Origin of the sequence: Kitasatospora purpeofusca, from assembly GCF_042691725.1 — a bacterium.
Taxonomy (GTDB): domain Bacteria; phylum Actinomycetota; class Actinomycetes; order Streptomycetales; family Streptomycetaceae; genus Kitasatospora; species Kitasatospora purpeofusca_B.
This window is the reverse complement of sequence record NZ_CP170483.1, coordinates 7,256,151-7,273,236: the sequence shown is the minus strand read 5'-3', so window position 1 is coordinate 7,273,236 and position 17,086 is coordinate 7,256,151. Positions and strand designations below refer to the sequence as shown.

17 protein-coding genes are annotated in these 17,086 nt (G+C 74.0%); 11 read left to right on the top strand and 6 right to left on the bottom strand.

What is annotated here, in order from left to right:
• The first annotated feature begins 22 nt into the window (after positions 1-22).
• The 7 genes from ACFCLZ_RS31425 to ACFCLZ_RS31395 all read left to right on the top strand — a co-directional run bounded on the left by ACFCLZ_RS31425 (position 23) and on the right by ACFCLZ_RS31395 (position 8,317).
• Entirely contained in the window at positions 23-487 is a 465-nt protein-coding gene (locus tag ACFCLZ_RS31425) for an SRPBCC family protein (protein ID WP_380281271.1), read from the top strand.
• A 208-nt stretch (positions 488-695) separates the two neighbouring features.
• Entirely contained in the window at positions 696-2,060 is a 1,365-nt protein-coding gene (gene egtA / locus ACFCLZ_RS31420) for an ergothioneine biosynthesis glutamate--cysteine ligase EgtA (RefSeq protein ID WP_380281270.1), read from the top strand.
• A complete protein-coding gene (gene egtB / locus ACFCLZ_RS31415) occupies positions 2,057-3,514 on the top strand; it encodes an ergothioneine biosynthesis protein EgtB (protein ID WP_380281269.1) in 1,458 nt (485 codons plus the stop codon). Before egtA ends, egtB begins: the two co-directional genes overlap by 4 nt.
• The gene (gene egtC, locus ACFCLZ_RS31410) at positions 3,514-4,251 is read left to right on the top strand and encodes an ergothioneine biosynthesis protein EgtC (protein ID WP_380281268.1); all 738 of its coding nucleotides are present in this window, start codon (positions 3,514-3,516) and stop codon (positions 4,249-4,251) included. The genes egtB and egtC overlap by 1 nt, the downstream gene beginning before the upstream one ends.
• Positions 4,252-4,343: 92 nt before the next feature.
• On the top strand, positions 4,344-5,327 hold the full coding sequence (gene egtD, locus ACFCLZ_RS31405) for an L-histidine N(alpha)-methyltransferase (protein WP_380281267.1): 984 nt from the start codon (positions 4,344-4,346) through the stop codon (positions 5,325-5,327).
• 118 nt (positions 5,328-5,445) lie between these two features.
• The gene (locus ACFCLZ_RS31400; RefSeq protein ID WP_380281266.1) at positions 5,446-6,891 is read left to right on the top strand and encodes a sugar porter family MFS transporter; all 1,446 of its coding nucleotides are present in this window, start codon (positions 5,446-5,448) and stop codon (positions 6,889-6,891) included.
• 124 nt (positions 6,892-7,015) lie between these two features.
• Positions 7,016-8,317, top strand: coding sequence for a nitric oxide synthase oxygenase (locus ACFCLZ_RS31395; RefSeq protein ID WP_380281265.1), 1,302 nt, complete (start codon positions 7,016-7,018; stop codon positions 8,315-8,317).
• Here the strand turns inward: ACFCLZ_RS31395 and ACFCLZ_RS31390 are convergent.
• Positions 8,260-8,982, bottom strand: coding sequence for a TetR/AcrR family transcriptional regulator (locus ACFCLZ_RS31390; RefSeq protein ID WP_380281264.1), 723 nt, complete (start codon positions 8,980-8,982; stop codon positions 8,260-8,262). The genes ACFCLZ_RS31395 and ACFCLZ_RS31390 overlap by 58 nt on opposite strands.
• A gap of 149 nt (positions 8,983-9,131) precedes the next feature.
• On the opposite strand from ACFCLZ_RS31390, the gene ACFCLZ_RS31385 reads away from it, so the two are divergent.
• The 4 genes from ACFCLZ_RS31385 (at position 9,132) to ACFCLZ_RS31370 (ending at position 13,988) form a co-directional block, all read left to right on the top strand.
• The gene (locus ACFCLZ_RS31385) at positions 9,132-10,280 is read left to right on the top strand and encodes an acyl-CoA dehydrogenase family protein (RefSeq protein ID WP_380281263.1); all 1,149 of its coding nucleotides are present in this window, start codon (positions 9,132-9,134) and stop codon (positions 10,278-10,280) included.
• Positions 10,281-10,316: 36 nt separating this feature from the next.
• Positions 10,317-11,504, top strand: coding sequence for a thiolase family protein (locus tag ACFCLZ_RS31380; protein WP_380281262.1), 1,188 nt, complete (start codon positions 10,317-10,319; stop codon positions 11,502-11,504).
• A gap of 120 nt (positions 11,505-11,624) precedes the next feature.
• The gene (gene fabG, locus ACFCLZ_RS31375) at positions 11,625-12,383 is read left to right on the top strand and encodes a 3-oxoacyl-ACP reductase FabG (protein ID WP_380281261.1); all 759 of its coding nucleotides are present in this window, start codon (positions 11,625-11,627) and stop codon (positions 12,381-12,383) included.
• Positions 12,384-12,587: 204 nt separating this feature from the next.
• Complete coding sequence (locus ACFCLZ_RS31370; protein WP_380281260.1) at positions 12,588-13,988, top strand: S8 family serine peptidase; 1,401 nt, start codon at positions 12,588-12,590, stop codon at positions 13,986-13,988.
• Between the two features lie 57 nt (positions 13,989-14,045).
• Here the strand turns inward: ACFCLZ_RS31370 and ACFCLZ_RS31365 are convergent, their stop codons facing one another.
• From ACFCLZ_RS31365 to ACFCLZ_RS31345, 5 genes are all read right to left on the bottom strand, one after another.
• Positions 14,046-14,228 (bottom strand): DUF397 domain-containing protein, encoded by a 183-nt coding sequence (locus ACFCLZ_RS31365; protein ID WP_380281259.1) that lies wholly within the window; start codon positions 14,226-14,228, stop codon positions 14,046-14,048.
• Positions 14,228-14,410: a DUF397 domain-containing protein gene (locus tag ACFCLZ_RS31360; protein WP_380281258.1), complete on the bottom strand. Its 183-nt coding sequence runs from the start codon at positions 14,408-14,410 to the stop codon at positions 14,228-14,230. The genes ACFCLZ_RS31365 and ACFCLZ_RS31360 overlap by 1 nt, the downstream gene beginning before the upstream one ends.
• Complete coding sequence (locus tag ACFCLZ_RS31355; protein ID WP_380281257.1) at positions 14,410-14,592, bottom strand: DUF397 domain-containing protein; 183 nt, start codon at positions 14,590-14,592, stop codon at positions 14,410-14,412. Before ACFCLZ_RS31355 ends, ACFCLZ_RS31360 begins: the two co-directional genes overlap by 1 nt.
• A complete protein-coding gene (locus ACFCLZ_RS31350; RefSeq protein ID WP_380281256.1) occupies positions 14,589-15,509 on the bottom strand; it encodes a Scr1 family TA system antitoxin-like transcriptional regulator in 921 nt (306 codons plus the stop codon). Before ACFCLZ_RS31350 ends, ACFCLZ_RS31355 begins: the two co-directional genes overlap by 4 nt.
• A gap of 374 nt (positions 15,510-15,883) precedes the next feature.
• Positions 15,884-17,041 (bottom strand): DUF6183 family protein, encoded by a 1,158-nt coding sequence (locus ACFCLZ_RS31345; protein ID WP_380281255.1) that lies wholly within the window; start codon positions 17,039-17,041, stop codon positions 15,884-15,886.
• Positions 17,042-17,086: the final 45 nt, after the last annotated feature.

The window sequence follows — 17,086 nt, the reverse complement described above, 5'->3', positions numbered from 1 at the left end:
GACGGCGAACTACAGTGCCCCCGTGGACCCCAACCACTACCGGTTCCGCGGGGTGTGGCACCTCGCCGCGCCTCCGGCGGCGGTGTACGCGGCGCTCGCCGACGTCGCCGGCTACCCGCGCTGGTGGCCGGAGATCCGCGCCGTCCGGCAGACCGGGCCGGACCGCGGCGAGGTGCTGGTGCGCGCGCTGCTGCCCTACCGGCTGGTCATCGGGCTCACCGCCGTCCGGCAGGACCCCGCCGCCGGGGTGCTGGAGGCGGCCCTGCACGGGGACCTCACCGGCTGGTCCCGCTGGACGGTCACCGGGGACGGCGCCGGCGGCACCCGGGCGCTGTTCGAGGAGGACACCCGCCCGGCCAAGCCGCTGCTGCGCCGCCTCGCGCTGCCCGCCCGGCCGCTGTTCCGGGCCAACCACGCGGTGATGATGCGGCGCGGCCGGCGCGGCCTGGCGGCGCACCTGGCCCCCCGCCCCGCGCCGGGCGGCTGATCCGTCCGCCCCGCGCGCCCCCGTGCGCCCGGCGCCCCGCTCCGCCCGCCGCCGACCCCGGGTTCACCCGCTGTTCACCCGTTCGCACCGCCGCTGCCTGCGGCGATCCGCCTTCACCGGATGTTTGCGCGGCGCCCCCGCATGGTCCGGGGCAGACTGGGCAGGGTAGTCCGGGCCGCACCCGTGTCCCGAGGATGGTGAGAGTCCGGTGATACCCCTTCGACCGCCCAACCCGGCCGACCGGCAGAGCACGGAACCGCGCGCGAACGCGGTGACCCCGCTCACCGAATCGGCCGCCCGCAGGCACATGTCGGGCGTCTGCTTCAAGATCGGACCGCCCCGGCTGGTCGGCGTCGAGATCGAGTCGTTCGTCCACGACGAGCGATGTCCCGACCGACCGGTCCCCCCGGAACGGCTGCACGCAGCGCTGGACGCACTACCGCTCGGCGGCCCCGACGGGACCTCGCTCCCCTCCGGCTCCCGCCTCACCCTCGAACCCGGCGGCCAGGTCGAGCTCAGCTCCCCGCCCGCCGACAGCCTCACCGGCTGCGTCACCGGAACCCGACGCGACCTCGGAGCCCTCCGGGCCGCCTTCGCCGCCCAGGGCCTGCGCCTCACCGGCACCGGCACCGACCCGCTGGCCCGCCCCCGCACGATGGTGCTGGACCATCCGCGCTACCTCGCGATGGAGCGCCACTTCGACGCCGCGGGCCCCTGGGGCAGGATCATGATGACCGGCACCGCCTCCCTCCAGGTCTGCCTGGACGCCGGGGACGAGGACGGCCCGCACGCCTTCGAGCGCCGCTGGCGGCTCGCCCACCGGCTCGGCCCGGTACTGGTCGCCGCCTTCGCCAACTCGCCGCTGCTGGACGGGCGCCCCACCGGGCACCGGTCCACCCGGCAGACCGTCTGGTCCCGGATGGACCCCACCCGCACCCTCGCCCCCGCGCCCGACCACGGCGACCCGCGCCAGGCCTGGGCCGGGTACGTGCTGGACGCCGAGGTGCTCTGCGTGCGCCACGACGGCCGGCCGTGGACCGCCCCCACCGGGCTGACCTTCCGCGACTGGCTGCACGGCGGCGGCGAGCACCCGCCCACGCTGGCCGACCTGGACTACCACCGCACCACGCTCTTCCCGCCGGTGCGCCCGCGCGGCCACCTGGAACTGCGGATGATCGACGCCCAGCCGGGCGACGGCTGGATCGTGCCGACCGCCCTGGTCACCGCGCTGCTGGACGACCCGATCGCCGCGGATGCCGCGCTCACCGCCCTGGAACCGCTGGAGCCGCTGGAGCCGCGCACCCCGGACGGCCCCCGCGCGCCGCGCAGCGACCTCTGGTGCCGGGCCGCCGCCCTCGCCACGGCCGACCCCGTGCTGCGCCGCACCACCCTCGCCTGCTTCGCCGCCGCCGACGCCGCGCTCGGCCGCCTGCCCGGCGCCGAGCAGCTGCGCGCCACCGTCGCCGCCTTCGCCGACCGCTACCCCGCGCGCGGCCGCTGCCCGGCCGACGACCAGCTGGACGCCCTGCGCGCCGGCACCCGACGCACTCCCCCGGAGGAGGCCGCACCATGATCGACGACGCCCGCGAGACCGGGACCGCCCACGAGCACGGGGGCACTCCCGCGCCGGACGCCCTCGCACCGGCCGCTCCCCCGCCCGCCGCTCCCGCGCTGGACGCCCTCGCGCCGGAGGCGCTGCGCGAGACCATCGCCGTCGAGCTGCTGGCCGCCCGCGCCCGCACCGCCGCGCTCACCGACTGCGTCGAGGACCACGACCTCACCGCCCAGCACTCCCCGCTGATGTCCCCGCTGGTCTGGGACCTCGCGCACATCGGCAACCAGGAGGAACTCTGGCTGCTGCGCAACGTCGGCGGCCGGGACCCGATGCACCCGGAGATCGACCCGCTCTACGACGCCTTCCAGCACCCGCGCGCCGAGCGGCCCAGCCTGCCGCTGCTGCCGCCCGCCGAGGCCCGGGCGTACGCGGGCGAGGTCCGCGGCCGGGTGCTCGACCTGCTCGCCGCCAGCCCCCTGGAGGGCGCGCCGCTGCTGGCCGCCGGATTCGCCTTCGGCATGATCGCCCAGCACGAGCAGCAGCACGACGAGACGATGCTGATCACCCACCAGCTCCGCAGGGGCGAGCCCGCGCTGACCGCTCCTCCGCCGCCGCCCGCCCCGGCGGACGCCGCCGCGCTGCCCGCCGAGGTACTCGTCCCGGCCGGCCCGTTCACCATGGGCACCGACACCGAGCCGTGGGCGCTGGACAACGAGCGCCCGGCCCACCGCGTCGACCTGCCCGCCTACCGGCTGGACACCACCCCGGTCACCAACGCCGCCTACCTGCGCTTCATCGAGGACGGCGGCTACGACGAGCCGCGCTGGTGGACGCCCGAGGGCTGGGCGCACCGGCAGGGCGCCGGGCTGAGCGCACCGCTGTTCTGGCAGCGCGCGGACGGCGCGTGGCTGCGCCGCCGCTTCGGCGTGCTGGAGCCCGTGCCGCCGACCGAGCCGGTGCTGCACGTCAGCTGGTACGAGGCCGACGCCTACGCCCGCTGGGCCGGACGCCGGCTGCCGACCGAGGCCGAGTGGGAGAAGGCCGCCCGGCACGACCCCGTGACCGGCCGCTCGCGGCGCTACCCGTGGGGCGACGACGCGCCCGGCCCCCAGCACGCCAACCTCGGCCAGCGGCACCTGCGCCCGGCCCCGGCCGGCAGCTACCCCGAGGGCCGCTCCCCCTACGGGGCACGGCAGTTGATGGGCGACGTCTGGGAGTGGACGGCCAGCGACCTCCACCCCTACCCGGGCTTCCGGGCCTGGCCCTACCGGGAGTACTCCGAGGTGTTCTTCGGCCCGGAGTACAAGGTGCTGCGCGGCGGCTGCTTCGCGGTGGCGCCGGTCGCCTGCCGGGGCACCTTCCGCAACTGGGACTACCCGGTGCGCCGGCAGATCTTCGCCGGGTTCCGCACCGCCGCCGACGTCGACCCCGGCGACGGCGGGCGGCCCCGCGCGGGCGCGGAGGCCGACTGATGTGCCGCCACCTCGCCTACCTGGGCGAGCCGGTCGCGCCCCGGACCCTGCTGGTGAAGCCGCCGTCCGGGCTCTACCGGCAGTCCTGGGCGCCGCGCCTGCAGCAGTACGGCACCGTCAACGCGGACGGCTTCGGCCTCGGCTGGTACGCGGACGGCGACGAGGTGCCGGCCCGCTACCGCCGGGCCGGGCCGATCTGGGCCGACGCCTCGTTCGCCGACCTCGCCCGGGTCCTGCGCACCCGGGCGCTGCTGGCGGCGGTCCGCTCGGCCACCGAGGGCTGTGCGGCGGGCGAGGAGGCGGCCGCACCGTTCGCCGCCGGCCGCTGGCTGTTCAGCCACAACGGGGCGCTGGCCGGCTGGCCGGAGCGGAGCGGCGCGCTCGCCGCGCTGCTGCCGCCGCAGGAGTTGCTCGGCCTGGTGGCGCGCACCGACTCGGCGCTGCTGTGGGCGCTCGCGCTGCACCGGCTGCGCGCGGGCGCCGGGCTCGGCGAGGCGCTGGCCGACACCGTCGCGGAGGCCGCCGCCCACACCACCGGGCGGATCAACCTGCTGCTCACCGACGGCCGGGAGATCGCCGCCACCGCCTGGGGCGACACCCTGCACCACCGGACGGTGCCCGGGCTCGGCGTGCTGGTCGCCTCCGAGCCCTCCGACGACCATCCGGGCTGGACGGCCGTGCCGGACCGGTCGCTGCTGCTGGCCGGCCCGGACGGGCTGACCGTCAAACCGCTCTGACCGCGACGGTCCCGCCGCGGCCTCCCGCGGCGGGACCGCCATCGAATCGCGGTTCACATCACTTCACTTCCTGAACAGAGGATCCACCTGTCATGAGCACCTTTGATCTCACCCGGCTGCTGCCCGCCGACCACTTCAGCACCGCACTGCGGCACGACGTCCGGACCGGGCTGACCTCCGAGCCGAAGACGCTGCCGCCCAAGTGGTTCTACGACGCGCGGGGCAGCGAGCTGTTCGAGGAGATCACCCGGCTGCCGGAGTACTACCCGACCCGGGCCGAGCGCGCGATCCTCACCGCCCGGGCCGGCGAGATCGCCGCCGCCACCCGGGCCCGCACCCTGGTGGAGCTGGGCTCCGGCTCCTCCGAGAAGACCCGGCTGCTGCTGGACGCGCTGCGCGGCCTCGGCACGCTGGAGGCGTACGTCCCCGTCGACGTCAGCGAGAGCGCGCTGACCGCGGCCGGCCGGGCGCTCTCCGCCGAGTACCCGGGCCTCGCGGTGCACGGCGTGCTGGCCGACTTCACCGACCGGCTCGGCCTGCCGCCGGCCGGCGGCCCGCGCCTGGTCGCCTTCCTCGGCGGCACCCTCGGCAACCTGCTGCCGCCCGAGCGGGCCGCCTTCCTGCGCGGGCTGCGCGCCGCGCTCGACCCGGGCGACTTCCTGCTGCTCGGCACCGACCTGGTCAAGGACCCGGCGGTGCTGGTCGCCGCCTACGACGACGCGGCCGGGGTGACCGCGGAGTTCAACCGGAACGTGCTCAACGTGCTGAACCGCGAGCTGGGCGCCGACTTCGAGCCCGAGGCGTTCGCGCACGTCGCGCTCTGGGACCCCGAGCGGGAGTGGATCGAGATGCGGCTGCGCTCGCTCGCCTCGCAGACCGTCAAGATCCCGGAGCTGGACCTGCCGGTGCACTTCGCCGAGGGCGAGGAACTGCGCACCGAGGTGTCGGCGAAGTTCCGCCGGGAGCGGGTCGCCGAGGAGCTGTCGGCGGCCGGCCTGCGACTGGCCGCCTGGTGGACGGACGAGCAGGGGCGCTTCGGGCTCTCGCTGGCCCAGCCGGTCGGAACCGCTATTTGATCGTTCACCTTACTAATGGCTTGCGGGGCTTGGTCGCCATCCCGTGTACAACACTTGAATATTGAGGAGTTACGATCGCGGCTACCGCACTCAGCGTTGAGTACCAGGAGTCAAGATCGTGAGCGTCACCCAGCAGTCCGCGGGGCCCTCGGGGCCCGCGGAGGCGCAGACCGGGCCGGCCCCGTCCGGCCGGCTCGGCTTCGTCGTCTTCATCACCGCCGCCGCGGCCCTCGGCGGCTTCCTGTTCGGCTACGACAGCTCCGTCATCAACGGCGCGGTCTCCGGAATCCAGGAGAAGTTCGGTGTCGGCGACGGCGTGACCGGTCTGATCGTCTCCTCCGCGCTGCTGGGCTCGGCGGCGGGCGCCGCCCTGGCCGGCCGGTTCGCCGACCGCTACGGCCGGACCACCGTCATGAAGGCCGGCGCACTGCTCTTCGCGGTGAGCGCGATCGGCTCGATGCTGCCGTTCTCCGCCTGGGACCTCGCCCTGTGGCGGATCCTCGGCGGAGCGGCCATCGGCATCGCCTCGGTGATCGCCCCGACCTACATCGCCGAGGTCGCCCCGGCCCAGTACCGCGGCCGGCTGGCCTCCTTCCAGCAGGCGGCCATCGTGCTCGGCATCGCGATCTCGCAGCTGGTGAACTGGCTGCTGACGAACGCCGCCGGCGGCGAGACCCGCGGCCACCTGCTCGGCCTGGAGGCCTGGCAGTGGATGCTCGGCATCTGCGTGGTCCCGGCCGCCGTCTACTTCGTGCTCGCCTCGACCATCCCCGAGTCGCCGCGCTTCCTCATCTCGGCCGGCCGCCTGGACGAGGCCCGCGCCGTCCTCGCCGACGTCGAGGGCCGGGGTGTCGACGCCGACTCCCGGATCGCCGAGATCCGGGGCCTGATCGCCTCCGACCACCGCCCGCGCCTGCGCGACCTGCTCGGCGGCCGCTTCGGCCTGCTGCCGATCGTCTGGGCCGGCATCGGCCTGTCGGTGTTCCAACAGCTGGTCGGCATCAACGTGATCTTCTACTACTCGTCGATCCTCTGGCAGTCGGTGGGCATCGACCAGTCCAACTCGCTGCTGATCGGCTTCATCGGCTCGGTCATCAACATCCTCGGCACCGTGATCGCGATCCTGCTGGTCGACCGGATCGGCCGCAAGCCCCTCGCGCTCATCGGCTCGTCCGGCATGGCCGTCGCGCTGGGCGCCTGTGCCTGGGCGTTCTCCTCCGCCACCGGCAGCGGCGACGACGTCACCCTGCCCGACCTCCAGGGCACCGTGGCGCTGGTCTCCGCCAACGCCTTCGTGCTGTTCTTCGCGCTCTCCTGGGGCGTGGTGGTCTGGGTGATGCTCGGCGAGATGTTCCCCCACCGGATCCGCGCCGCCGCGCTCTCGCTGGCCGCCTCCGCGCAGTGGATCGCCAACTGGGCGGTCACCGTCTCGTTCCCGGCCCTGTCCCGCTGGAACCTCTCGGCCACCTACCTCGCGTACGCGGTGTTCGCGGCGCTGTCCGTCGTCTTCGTGGCGCGCTTCCTCAAGGAGACCAAGGGCGTCCGCCTGGAGGACATGGGATAGCCGCCGCCTGCGGCCCCCGGCCCCGGCCCCCGCACCCTAGCGCGAAGACGCCGGGGGCGGGGGCCGAATCGTTCACTCCCTGCGGTCCCGCGCACACCTGCGGTATCCCTGTCCGGCAGGAGGGATGTCCTTGATCTTCGACCGGCTTCGCACCCGCAGCAGCAACCGCGGCAGTGCGCGCGACACCGAACGCGGCACCGAACGTGGCACCGAACGCGGCACACGCCGACCCGCCGCCGCCCCCGGCGGCGCCTGCCCCTACTCGCACGCCCACGTCCACGGCCACCTGGTCCCGGAGGAGCCCCCGGAGCCCGCCCCCGACCGGCCGTCCACCGACCGCTCGTTCACCGACCCCCGGCAGGCCGCCGACTTCGTCCGGCAGTTCCACGCCGAGCAGCCCGCCGCCGGCGCCCCGGACGAGCGGATACGCGCCGTCCTCGACGAGATCGACCGCACCGGGACCTACGAGCACACCCCCGACGAACTCGCCTACGGCGCCAGGCTCGCCTGGCGCAACGCCGCCCGCTGCATCGGCCGGCTCTACTGGCGCAGCCTGGTGGTGCGCGACCTGCGCCACCTCTCCTCGGCCGACGACATCGCCGCCGAGTGCTTCGCCCACCTGCGCACCGCCACCAACGGCGGCCGGATCCGCCCGGTGGTCTCGGTGTTCGCCCCCGACCGGCCCGGCCGCCCCGCCGCCCGGCTCCTCAACCAGCAGCTCGTCCGCTACGCCGGCCACCCCGGGCCGGACGGCCGGTGGATCGGCGACCCGGCCGGCGGGCAGCTCGCCGCCCGGGCCCGGGACCTCGGCTGGAAGGGCGGCGCGGAACGGTTCGAGGTGCTGCCGCTGCTCGTCCAGGAGCGGCCCGGCGAGCGGCCCGCCTGGTACGGGCTGCCCGAGGACACCACGCTGGAGGTCCGGCTCTCCCACCCCGGGCACCCGTGGTTCGCCGAGCTGGGCCTGCGCTGGTACGCGGTGCCGGCGATCAGTGACCAGACGCTGGAGATCGGCGGCGTGCGCTACCCCGCCGCGCCGTTCAACGGCTGGTACATGGGCACCGAGATCGGCGCCCGCAACCTGGCCGACGCCGACCGCTACGACATGCTGGCCACCGTCGCCGAGCGGCTCGGCCTGGACACCTCCAACGACCGCACGCTCTGGCGGGACCGCGCGCTGGTGGAGCTGAACGTCGCGGTGCTGCACTCCTTCGAGGAGGCCGGGGTGACCATGTCCGACCACCACACCGAGTCCGAGCGGTTCCTGCGGCACGTGGCGCGGGAGGAGCGGGCCGGCCGGCCGACGCCTGCCGACTGGAGCTGGATCGTGCCGCCGGTCTCCGGCGGGCTGACCCCCGTCTACCACCGGTACTACGACCCGGTGGACCCCGCGCTGCGCCCGGCGTTCGTGGCCCGGGAGCCCTGGTGACCCTGCCGCTCCTGCTGCTCCGGCCGCTCCGGCCGCTCCAGCCGTTCGAAGCGCAGCACCAGCCCGTCGAGGAGCGCCTCCAGCCCCGTCTCGAAGGCGCCCTCGTCGACGGCCGCGCGGTGCTCGGCCAGCCGGTGCGCCTCGCCGAGGTGCGGGTAGTCGGCCGCGTCGTAGACCCCGGCGTCCTCGGGGAAGCCGGCCGCGAACGAGGCCAGCGCCGAGCCGGTGACGAAGTACCGCATCAGCGCGCCGATCCTGGTCGCCTGCCCGCGCGGCCAGCCGGCCTCGACCAGGTGGCCGAAGACGGCGTCGGCCAGCCGCAGCGCGTTCGGCCGGCGCCCGGGGCCCTGGGCGAGCACCGGGACGATGTGGGGGTGGGCGGCGAGCGCGGCGCGGTAGGAGCGGGCCCAGTCCCGCAGCGCCCGCGGCCACGGCGCGCCGGCGGCGAACATCGACAGGTCGACCTCGCCCATCACGCCGTCCACCACCGCGTCCAGCAGTTCGTCCTTGGTGGCGAAGTGGTTGTAGAGGGAGGGTCCGCTCACCGAGAGCTCGCCGGCCAGCCGGCGGGTGGAGAGCGCGGCCAGCCCCTCCTCGTCGACCAGCCGCAGCGCGGCGGTGACGATGCGCTCGCGGTTGAGCAGGGGGGTGCGCGGGCGGGGCATCGGCGCGGCTCCTCCGGGGGTGCGTCCGGTCGGGTGGGTTCGGCGTGGGGCGGGGCCGATTCTGACAGGTCCCCTTCCCAGCGGGGCCCGTCCGGGGCTACAGTCCAGCCGTAAAACTTGCAGCGCTAGTTTAATCGGACGGGCCGCCCATGGATCTGGAACTCTCCGAGGAACAGGCCGCCGTCCGCGCCCTCGCGGCCTCCTTCACCGACCGCGAGATCGTGCCGCACGCCGCCGCCTGGGACCGCGCCGAGGCGGTCGATCCCGCGATCGTCCGCAGGCTGGGCGAGGTCGGCTTCCTCGGCCTGACCATCCCCGAGCAGTACGGCGGCAGCGGCGGCGACCACCTCGCCTACTGCCTGGTCCTGGAGGAACTGGGCCGGGGCGACTCCGCCGTGCGCGGCATCGTCTCGGTCTCGCTCGGCCTGGTCGCCAAATCCGTCAACGCCTTCGGCACCGAGGAGCAGAAGTGGCACTGGCTGCCCCGGCTCACCTCCGGCGAGGCGCTCGGCTGCTTCGCCCTCACCGAGCCCGGCACCGGCTCCGACGCCGCCAACCTCACCACCCGGGCCGTGCGCGACGGCGGACACTGGCTGCTCAGCGGCGGCAAGACCTTCATCACCAACGGCACCTGGGCCGAGGTCGCGCTGGTCTTCGCCCGCACCGGCGAGCCCGGCCACCGGGGCATCACCGCCTTCCTGGTCCCCACCGACCTGCCCGGCTTCACCCGCACCGAGATCCGCGGCAAGCTCGGCCTGCGCGGCCAGGCCACCGCCGAACTCGCCCTCGACGGCGTCCGGGTCCCCGACGGGGCCCGGCTCGGCGAGGTCGGCAAGGGCTTCACCGTCGCCATGGCGGCGCTCGCCAAGGGCCGGATGTCGGTCGCCGCCGGCTGCGTCGGCATCGCCCGGGCCTGCCTGGACGCCGCCGTCCGGTACGCCGGCGAGCGCGAGCAGTTCGGCGCGCCGATCGCCTCGCACCAGCTGGTGCAGCAGCTGCTCGCCGGGATCGCCGTGGACGTCGAGGCCGCCCGGCTGCTCACCTGGAAGGTCGCCGACCACATCGAGCGCGGCCTGCCGTTCGCCACCGAGTCCTCCGTCGCCAAGCTGTTCGCGAGCGAGGCGGCGGTGCGGGCCGCCAACAACGCCCTCCAGGTGTTCGGCGGCTACGGCTTGATCGACGAGTACCCCGTCGGCAAGTACCTGCGCGACGCGCGGGTGATGACCCTCTACGAGGGCACCAGCCAGATCCACCAACTGCTCATCGGGCGCGCGCTCACCGGCGTCAGCGCCTTCTGATCCACCGTCCCCCTTCCCGACAAGGAGCCCGACGTCGTGCGTCCTGTCTACTTCGCCGCAGCCCGCCGCACACCCATCGGCCGACTGCGCGGAGCGCTCGCCACGGTCCGCCCCGACGACCTCTCGGCCACCGTGCTGCGCGCCCTGCTCGCCGACCTGCCCGCCCTCGACCCGGCCCGGATCGACGACGTCTACTGGGGCGCCGCCAACCAGGCCGGCGAGGACAACCGCAACGCCGCCCGGATGGCCGTCCTGCTCGCCGGACTGCCCGACAGCGTCCCCGGCGCCACCGTCAACCGGCTCTGCGCCTCCGGCCTGGAGGCGGTCACCATGGCCGCCCGGGCGATCGGCTCCGGCGAGGCGGACGTCGTGCTGGCCGGCGGCTGCGAGTCGATGACCCGCGCCCCCTTCGTCCTCCCCCGCCCCGACGAGGCGCTGCCGCACCGGATCGAGACCTACGACACCCGGCTCGGCTGGCGGCTCACCCACCCCCGGATGGCCGAGCTGCACGGTGTGCTCTCCATGGGCGAGACCGCCGAGGAGGTGGCCGCCCGCCACGGCATCACCCGGGAGCGCCAGGACGCCTTCGCGCTGCGCAGCCACCAGCGGGCCGCCGCCGCCCGCAAGGACGGCCGCTTCGACGCCGAGCTGATCCCGGTCGAGCGGGCCGACGGGGTGAGCGTCGGCGAGGACGAGTCGATCCGCGAGGACACCAGCCTGGAGAAGCTGGCCCGGCTCAAGCCGGCCTTCCGCCCCGGCGGCACGGTGACGGCGGGCAACGCCTCGCCGATGAACGACGGCGCGGCCGGGCTCGTCCTGGTCAGCGAGGAGGCGCTGGGCGAGTTCGGCCTGGAGCCGCTCGGCCGGTACGTGGCCGGCGCCTCGGCGGGCGTGCACCCGGACGTGATGGGCATCGGGCCGGTGCCGGCCACCCGCAAGGCGCTCGCCCGGGCCGGCTGGTCGCTGGAGGATGTCGAGGAGGCCGAGCTGAACGAGGCCTTCGCCGCCCAGGTGCTGGCCTCCGTCGACCTGCTGGGGATCGACCCGGAGCTGGTCAACCCGACCGGCGGCGCGATCGCGCTCGGCCACCCGCTCGGCGGCTCCGGCGCCCGGATCCTCACCACCCTGCTGCACCGGATGCGCCGTACCGGCGGGCGCCGGGGCCTGGCCACCATGTGCGTGGGCGTCGGCCAGGGCACGGCGGTGCTGGTGGAGTCCGCCTGACGGCTGACAACTGACAACTGACAGATATCAGATGACAGCTGACAGATTTCAGATAACAGATTTCAGATGACAGATTCTGTCAGCTGTCAGCCGGACCCCCACCTCCCGAGGAGCAGCAGCATGACGCGTTTCGCAGGCAAGGTCGCCGTCGTCACCGGCGGCGCGCAGGGCATCGGCGCGGCGACCGCGCGCCGGCTGGCCGAGGAGGGCGCGGCGGTGGCCGTGGTCGACCTCTCGGCCGAGCGGGCCGCCGGAACGGCCGGGGACATCACCGCCAAGGGCGGCACGGCCCGGGCGTACGGCTGCGACGTGGCCGACTACGACGCCGTGGAGGAGGTGTTCGCACGGATCGCCGAGGACTTCGGCGGCCTGCACATCCTGGTCAACAACGCCGGGATCACCCGGGACAACCTGTTCTTCAAGATGCCCAAGGCCGACTGGGACGCGGTGCTGACGGTCAACCTGACCAGCGCCTACAACTGCAGCCACGTGGCGCAGAAGTACATGGTGGCGCAGAAGTGGGGCAAGATCGTCTCGCTCAGCTCCCGCTCGGCGCTCGGCAGCCGCGGCCAGGCGAACTACGCCGCCGCCAAGGCCGGGATCCAGGGCCTGACGGCGACGCTCGCCATCGAGCTCGGCCCGTTCAACATCAACGTCAACGCGGTGGCGCCCGGCTACATCGCCACCGCGATGACCGCCTCGACGGCCGCCCGGGTCGGCGCCACGGCCGAGGAGCACCAGTCCGAGGTGGCCGCCCGCACCCCGCTGCGGCGGGTCGGGCAGCCGGAGGAGATCGCCTCGGTGGTCGCCTTCCTGGCGAGCGAGGACGCCGCGTACGTCAGCGGCCAGACGCTGTACGTCAACGGCGGGGCGCGCTGACACGTCCGAGTTTCCTGACGGAGGGTCAGCATACCGTCCCTGGTGCTGGGTTACCTTCACCTGGGACGGTCTTGACCTTTTCCGGTGGCCGAAGACGACCATGCCGACGGTAGGAAATGACTATGGCATGATCATGCGGCTCTCGATGGGATGGCCGGACCACCCCGACCGGTCCCGGTCGGGCCCAGCGTCCCGAGGAGTCCCATGGGCAGCCCGCACCCCCTCCGCCGCGCCCTGGCCCTGCTCGCCGTCGGGGCCACCGCCCTCGCGGTCGGCACCGGCTCCACCGGCTCCACCGGCACCACCTCCGCCGCCGCCGACGCCGCCGGGGCGGGTGCCCCGGCCGCCCACCGCGGCGCCGCCGGCGTCCACGTCCGCCCCGCCTCGGCCGGCCATGTGAACGCCGCCGGCCGCACGGCGCCGCTGACCACCTCGCAGTGCGTCAGCGAACTCGGCATCCACTGCTACTCCCCGCTCCAGTACCGCGAGGCCTACAACCTGAACCCCCTCTACCAGGAGGGCGTCACCGGCAAGGGCCGCACCATCGTCCTCGTCGACTCCTTCGGCTCCCCCACCATCCAGCACGACCTGGAGGTCTTCGACCAGCAGTGGGGCCTGCCGAACACCCAGGTCGAGGTGGTCAAGTGGGGCGACGTCCCACCGTTCGACCCCACCAACCCCGACCACACCGGCTGGGCGGGCGAGGCCACCCTCGACGTCGAGTACGCCCACGCCATCGCGCCGGACGCCCACATCATCCTGGTCGAGACCGGGGTCGCCGAGACCGAGGGCACCACCGGGCTGCCCGAGATGATGGACGCCGAGCAGGCCCTCATCCGCTCCGGCCGGGCCGACGTCATCTCGCAGAGCTTCGGCGCCACCGAGAACACCTTCCCCGGCTTCGACAAGGGCGACTTCCGCTCGCTGACCGACCTGCGCTACGCCTTCAAGGAGGCCGCCGCGCACGACGTCACCGTACTCGCCTCCTCCGGCGACAACGGCGCCACCGACGCCAAGGAGAACGGCACCGACCTCTACCCCTACCGGGTCAACTCCTGGCCCTCCTCCGACCCGCTGGTCACCTCCGTCGGCGGCACCCAGCTCACCCTGGACGACGCCGGGAGGCGCACCGCGCCCGACAAGGTCTGGCACGACGCGTACGGCGCGGGCGGCGGCGGGGTCTCCGGCGTGTTCGAGCGGCCGCTGTACCAGTCCGGCGTCGCCCGGGTCACCGGCAACCACCGCGGCACCCCGGACATCAGCATGAGCGCGGCCGTCGACGGCGGCGCCTGGACCTACGAGTCCTACGACCCCACCCGGGCCGGCTGGCACCTCACCGGCGGCACCAGTGAGGCGGCGCCGATCCTCTCCGGTGTGGTCGCCCTCGCCGACCAGCTCGCCGGCCACCGCCTCGGGCAGCTCAACTGGCGCCTCTACGGCCTCGACCTGCTCCCCGAGAAGTGGAGCGGCCTGGTCGACGTGACCAGCGGCGACAACTCCTGGGGCGGCGTCACCGGCTACCAGGCCACCAAGGGCTACGACCTCGCCAGCGGCCTCGGCACCATCGACGCCACCCGCTTCGTGCACGCCCTCGCCGGACGGTAGGGCCCCGCAGAAAGCGGCCGTCCCCCGGTGGGAGGACGGCCGCTTTCTGCACTACCGTCAGATCGCCTGCGCGAACTGGACGAAGGACCGCCAGGCGGTCGGCGAGAACACGAGGTGAGGGCCGGACTCGTCCTTGGAATCACGCACCAGGACCGACTCGGCCGCCTCGGCGACCTCGACGCAGTCGCCGCCCTCGTTGCTGCTGTAGCTGCTCTTGAACCACACCGGATCGCCGCTCATCAGACCGACCGCGCGAACTCGACGAAGGAGAGCCAAGCCGCCGGAGAGAAGGCGAGCTGGGGGCCGGACTTGTCCTTGGAATCACGCACCAGGACCGACTCGGCCGCCTCGGCGACCTCGACGCAGTCGCCGCCCTCGTTGCCGCTGTAGCTGCTCTTGAACCACACCGGATCGCCGCTCATCAGACCGACCGCGCGAACTCGACGAAGGACTGCCAAGCCGCCGGAGAGAAGGCGAGCTGGGGGCCGGACTTGTCCTTGGAATCACGCACCAACACCGACTCGGCCGCCTCCGCGACCTCGACGCAAGCGCCGCCCTCGCCACCGCTGTAGCTGCTCTTGAACCACACCAGATCGCCGCTCATCGCTCTCCCAGCATCTTCTCGATCAAGGACAGGGAATCCTGCGGAGAGTGCGCCTGCGCCCTGAGGGTGCCGTACCGCACGTTCAGGAGACGGACCTCCTCAGCATCCGTGATGAGCCTACCGTTCGTCTGAACTTCCATGTAGCCGGTCTGCGGGCGCCCTTTCGGGGTGATCAGGATGAACGAACCATCCATACCCGCATTCTCGGCTCGGTCCATCGGCATGATCTGAAGCGTCATGCCACGGGTGTCCCCGATCTCCAGGAACCGCTCCAGCTGCTTCCTGTGCACCTCCGGCCCGCCGAGCCGCCGGTGCAGAACACCCTCGTCGATCACCCAGCTGAAGACCGCACGGGGCCACCGGGCAAGGATCTCCTGTCGCGCCATCCTGGCTGCCACCCGAATCTCGACCATCTCCTCCGCCAGCAACGGCTGCCGCATCCGGAACACCGCCCGGGCGTAGTCCTCCGTCTGGAGCAGTCCCGGCGCCAGGTAGGAGCTCCAGTCGTGGTGTTCGAGGGCCGCAGCCTCCAGGCTGGCGTAGTTCCGGAACCACTCGGGGTGCCGCACGCGCGCCCTGGCCTTCGCCCGCTCGATGTCCTCCGCGATGACGAGCAGCAGCCCTCTCGCGTCCAGAACCCGCTCCGCCGCCACCAGCAACTCCCGCTGCGGGGTCCGCTTCCCCTGCTCCACCGCGCCGATCAGGCTCTCGGTGTAGCCGACCTCCTTCGCGAACTCCTTCTGCGTCAGCCCCGCCCGCTCCCGCAGCAGCTTGATCTGCCGCCCGATCGCCCGCAGGAAGTCCGACACCTCCGACAGGTCCTCGTCCAACTGCGGCCGCACATCGCCGCTCTCGCCGCCGCCCCGAACCTCAGCCATTTCGGCCTCCCCTGTTCTCCGGTCACGCTCGACCGTCATCACCCAGCACTGTCCGCACACGCCCGGGCGCGTACAGTGCCCGACGGATGCAGCGTCAGCGTAGGCCGGGAGAAGGGCCGTTCCTCACAAGGTCCGAGATCCTTTTCGACGCCTCCGAGCCACCCGTCCTCATCGCGCCCACCCTCCAGCCGCCGAGGCGTCACCACCAGCCGCCCCTCCACCGGGCCTCGGTCGGCCGTTCGAACTCCCAACTCCCGTGAAACGTAAGCACTCTGCGTTGCAAGCATCGCCCTGCACAGAACCGACCGCCCCCCGGCGCACACCGGGGTGCGGATTCCGTCCGCACCTCACACTCACCACCGCACGCCGGGCGTGCACCACCGCGCTCCGCATCCGCCCGCGCAGTCGACCCGTCAGTCGGTGGCCGTCGCGGCGAGGAGAGCCAACCGACGGCGGTCCGGGCCGACGGCCAGCACGCCCAGGTCCCAAACCACCCGGTGGAACCACGCGGTATCCGCACCGAACCGGTACCAGGCACAGCCGCGGACGTGCTCCTCGACCTCACCCGGCGACGCGTCCGCCCGCGCCCCGGCGAGCGCGGCCAGCGCGCGCCAGGCGTGGAGCCGGCCGTACGCGCCGTAGCAGCCGGACTCGTACGGGCCGCCGGTGGACGCCGCGGCGAACAGCACCCGCCAGACCTCGGCGGGCTCGACGGCGACCACGCCGAACGCGGTCTCCTCCCCCGGCCGCGGCAGCTCCCCCAGGTCCGCCAGGCAGTCCGGACCCAGCGCCACGAGGGCGTGCGGCACCGCGCCCGGCTCCAGGGGCTCCGCGAACGCGAAGGTCCGTGCCTCGACGCGGGCCTCCGACGGCTCCCCCTCGTCCACCCAGTTGGCCACCGGCGCCGCGAGGGCCTCGGCGATCGCGGCGGTCGTCGTCTCCACCGCCGCCGGCACCCCGCCGGCCTGCCGGGGCGCCGGGTGACGGTCCTCCGGATCTCCGTACGGCAGCCCGTAGCTGCCACCGTCGATCCCGTAGTACGGCAGGTCCGGCTCCCGCTCCGCCGCCATCGGCGCCAGCGGCAGGCCGCCCAAGGGGTGGTCGCGCCAGTGCGGCGAGGTCGCCCACGCGGCGATGCCCGGGGTGTCCGCCACCGGAACGCCCCTGAGCACCAGTTCATGGAGCAGGCAGGCCCGCAGCTCCTCCGAGGCGGCCCCGCCCCCGGGGCCGTCGTCGAACACCACGGTCAGGTCCTCGGGTCGCCGGCAGGCCGCCAGCACCGAGGCCACGTAGCGGTCGTACTCAGGATCGTCCGGCCCGCCCGCGGCGAGCAGTCGCAGCAGCTGGCCGACGTTCCCGGCCCCCCGGGTCACCGCGAGCCGCCGCACCAGCCGGTCGAAGAGGCCGTCGAACTCCGCCGCCGAGCGATGGTGCCGCGCCAGCCCGATGCCGAGGTCCGCCACGAACGCCGCGTCCCCGCGCTTGAGGCGACGGCCCGCCAGCCTCTCCAGCTTCAGAGCGTTCCGGTTGGTCAGCGGCATCGCCAGGATCTTCGACAGCTCATCGTCCACGGCGGTGAGCATAGGCGGCCGCCCGTGCACGGTCGCCCGGTTTTC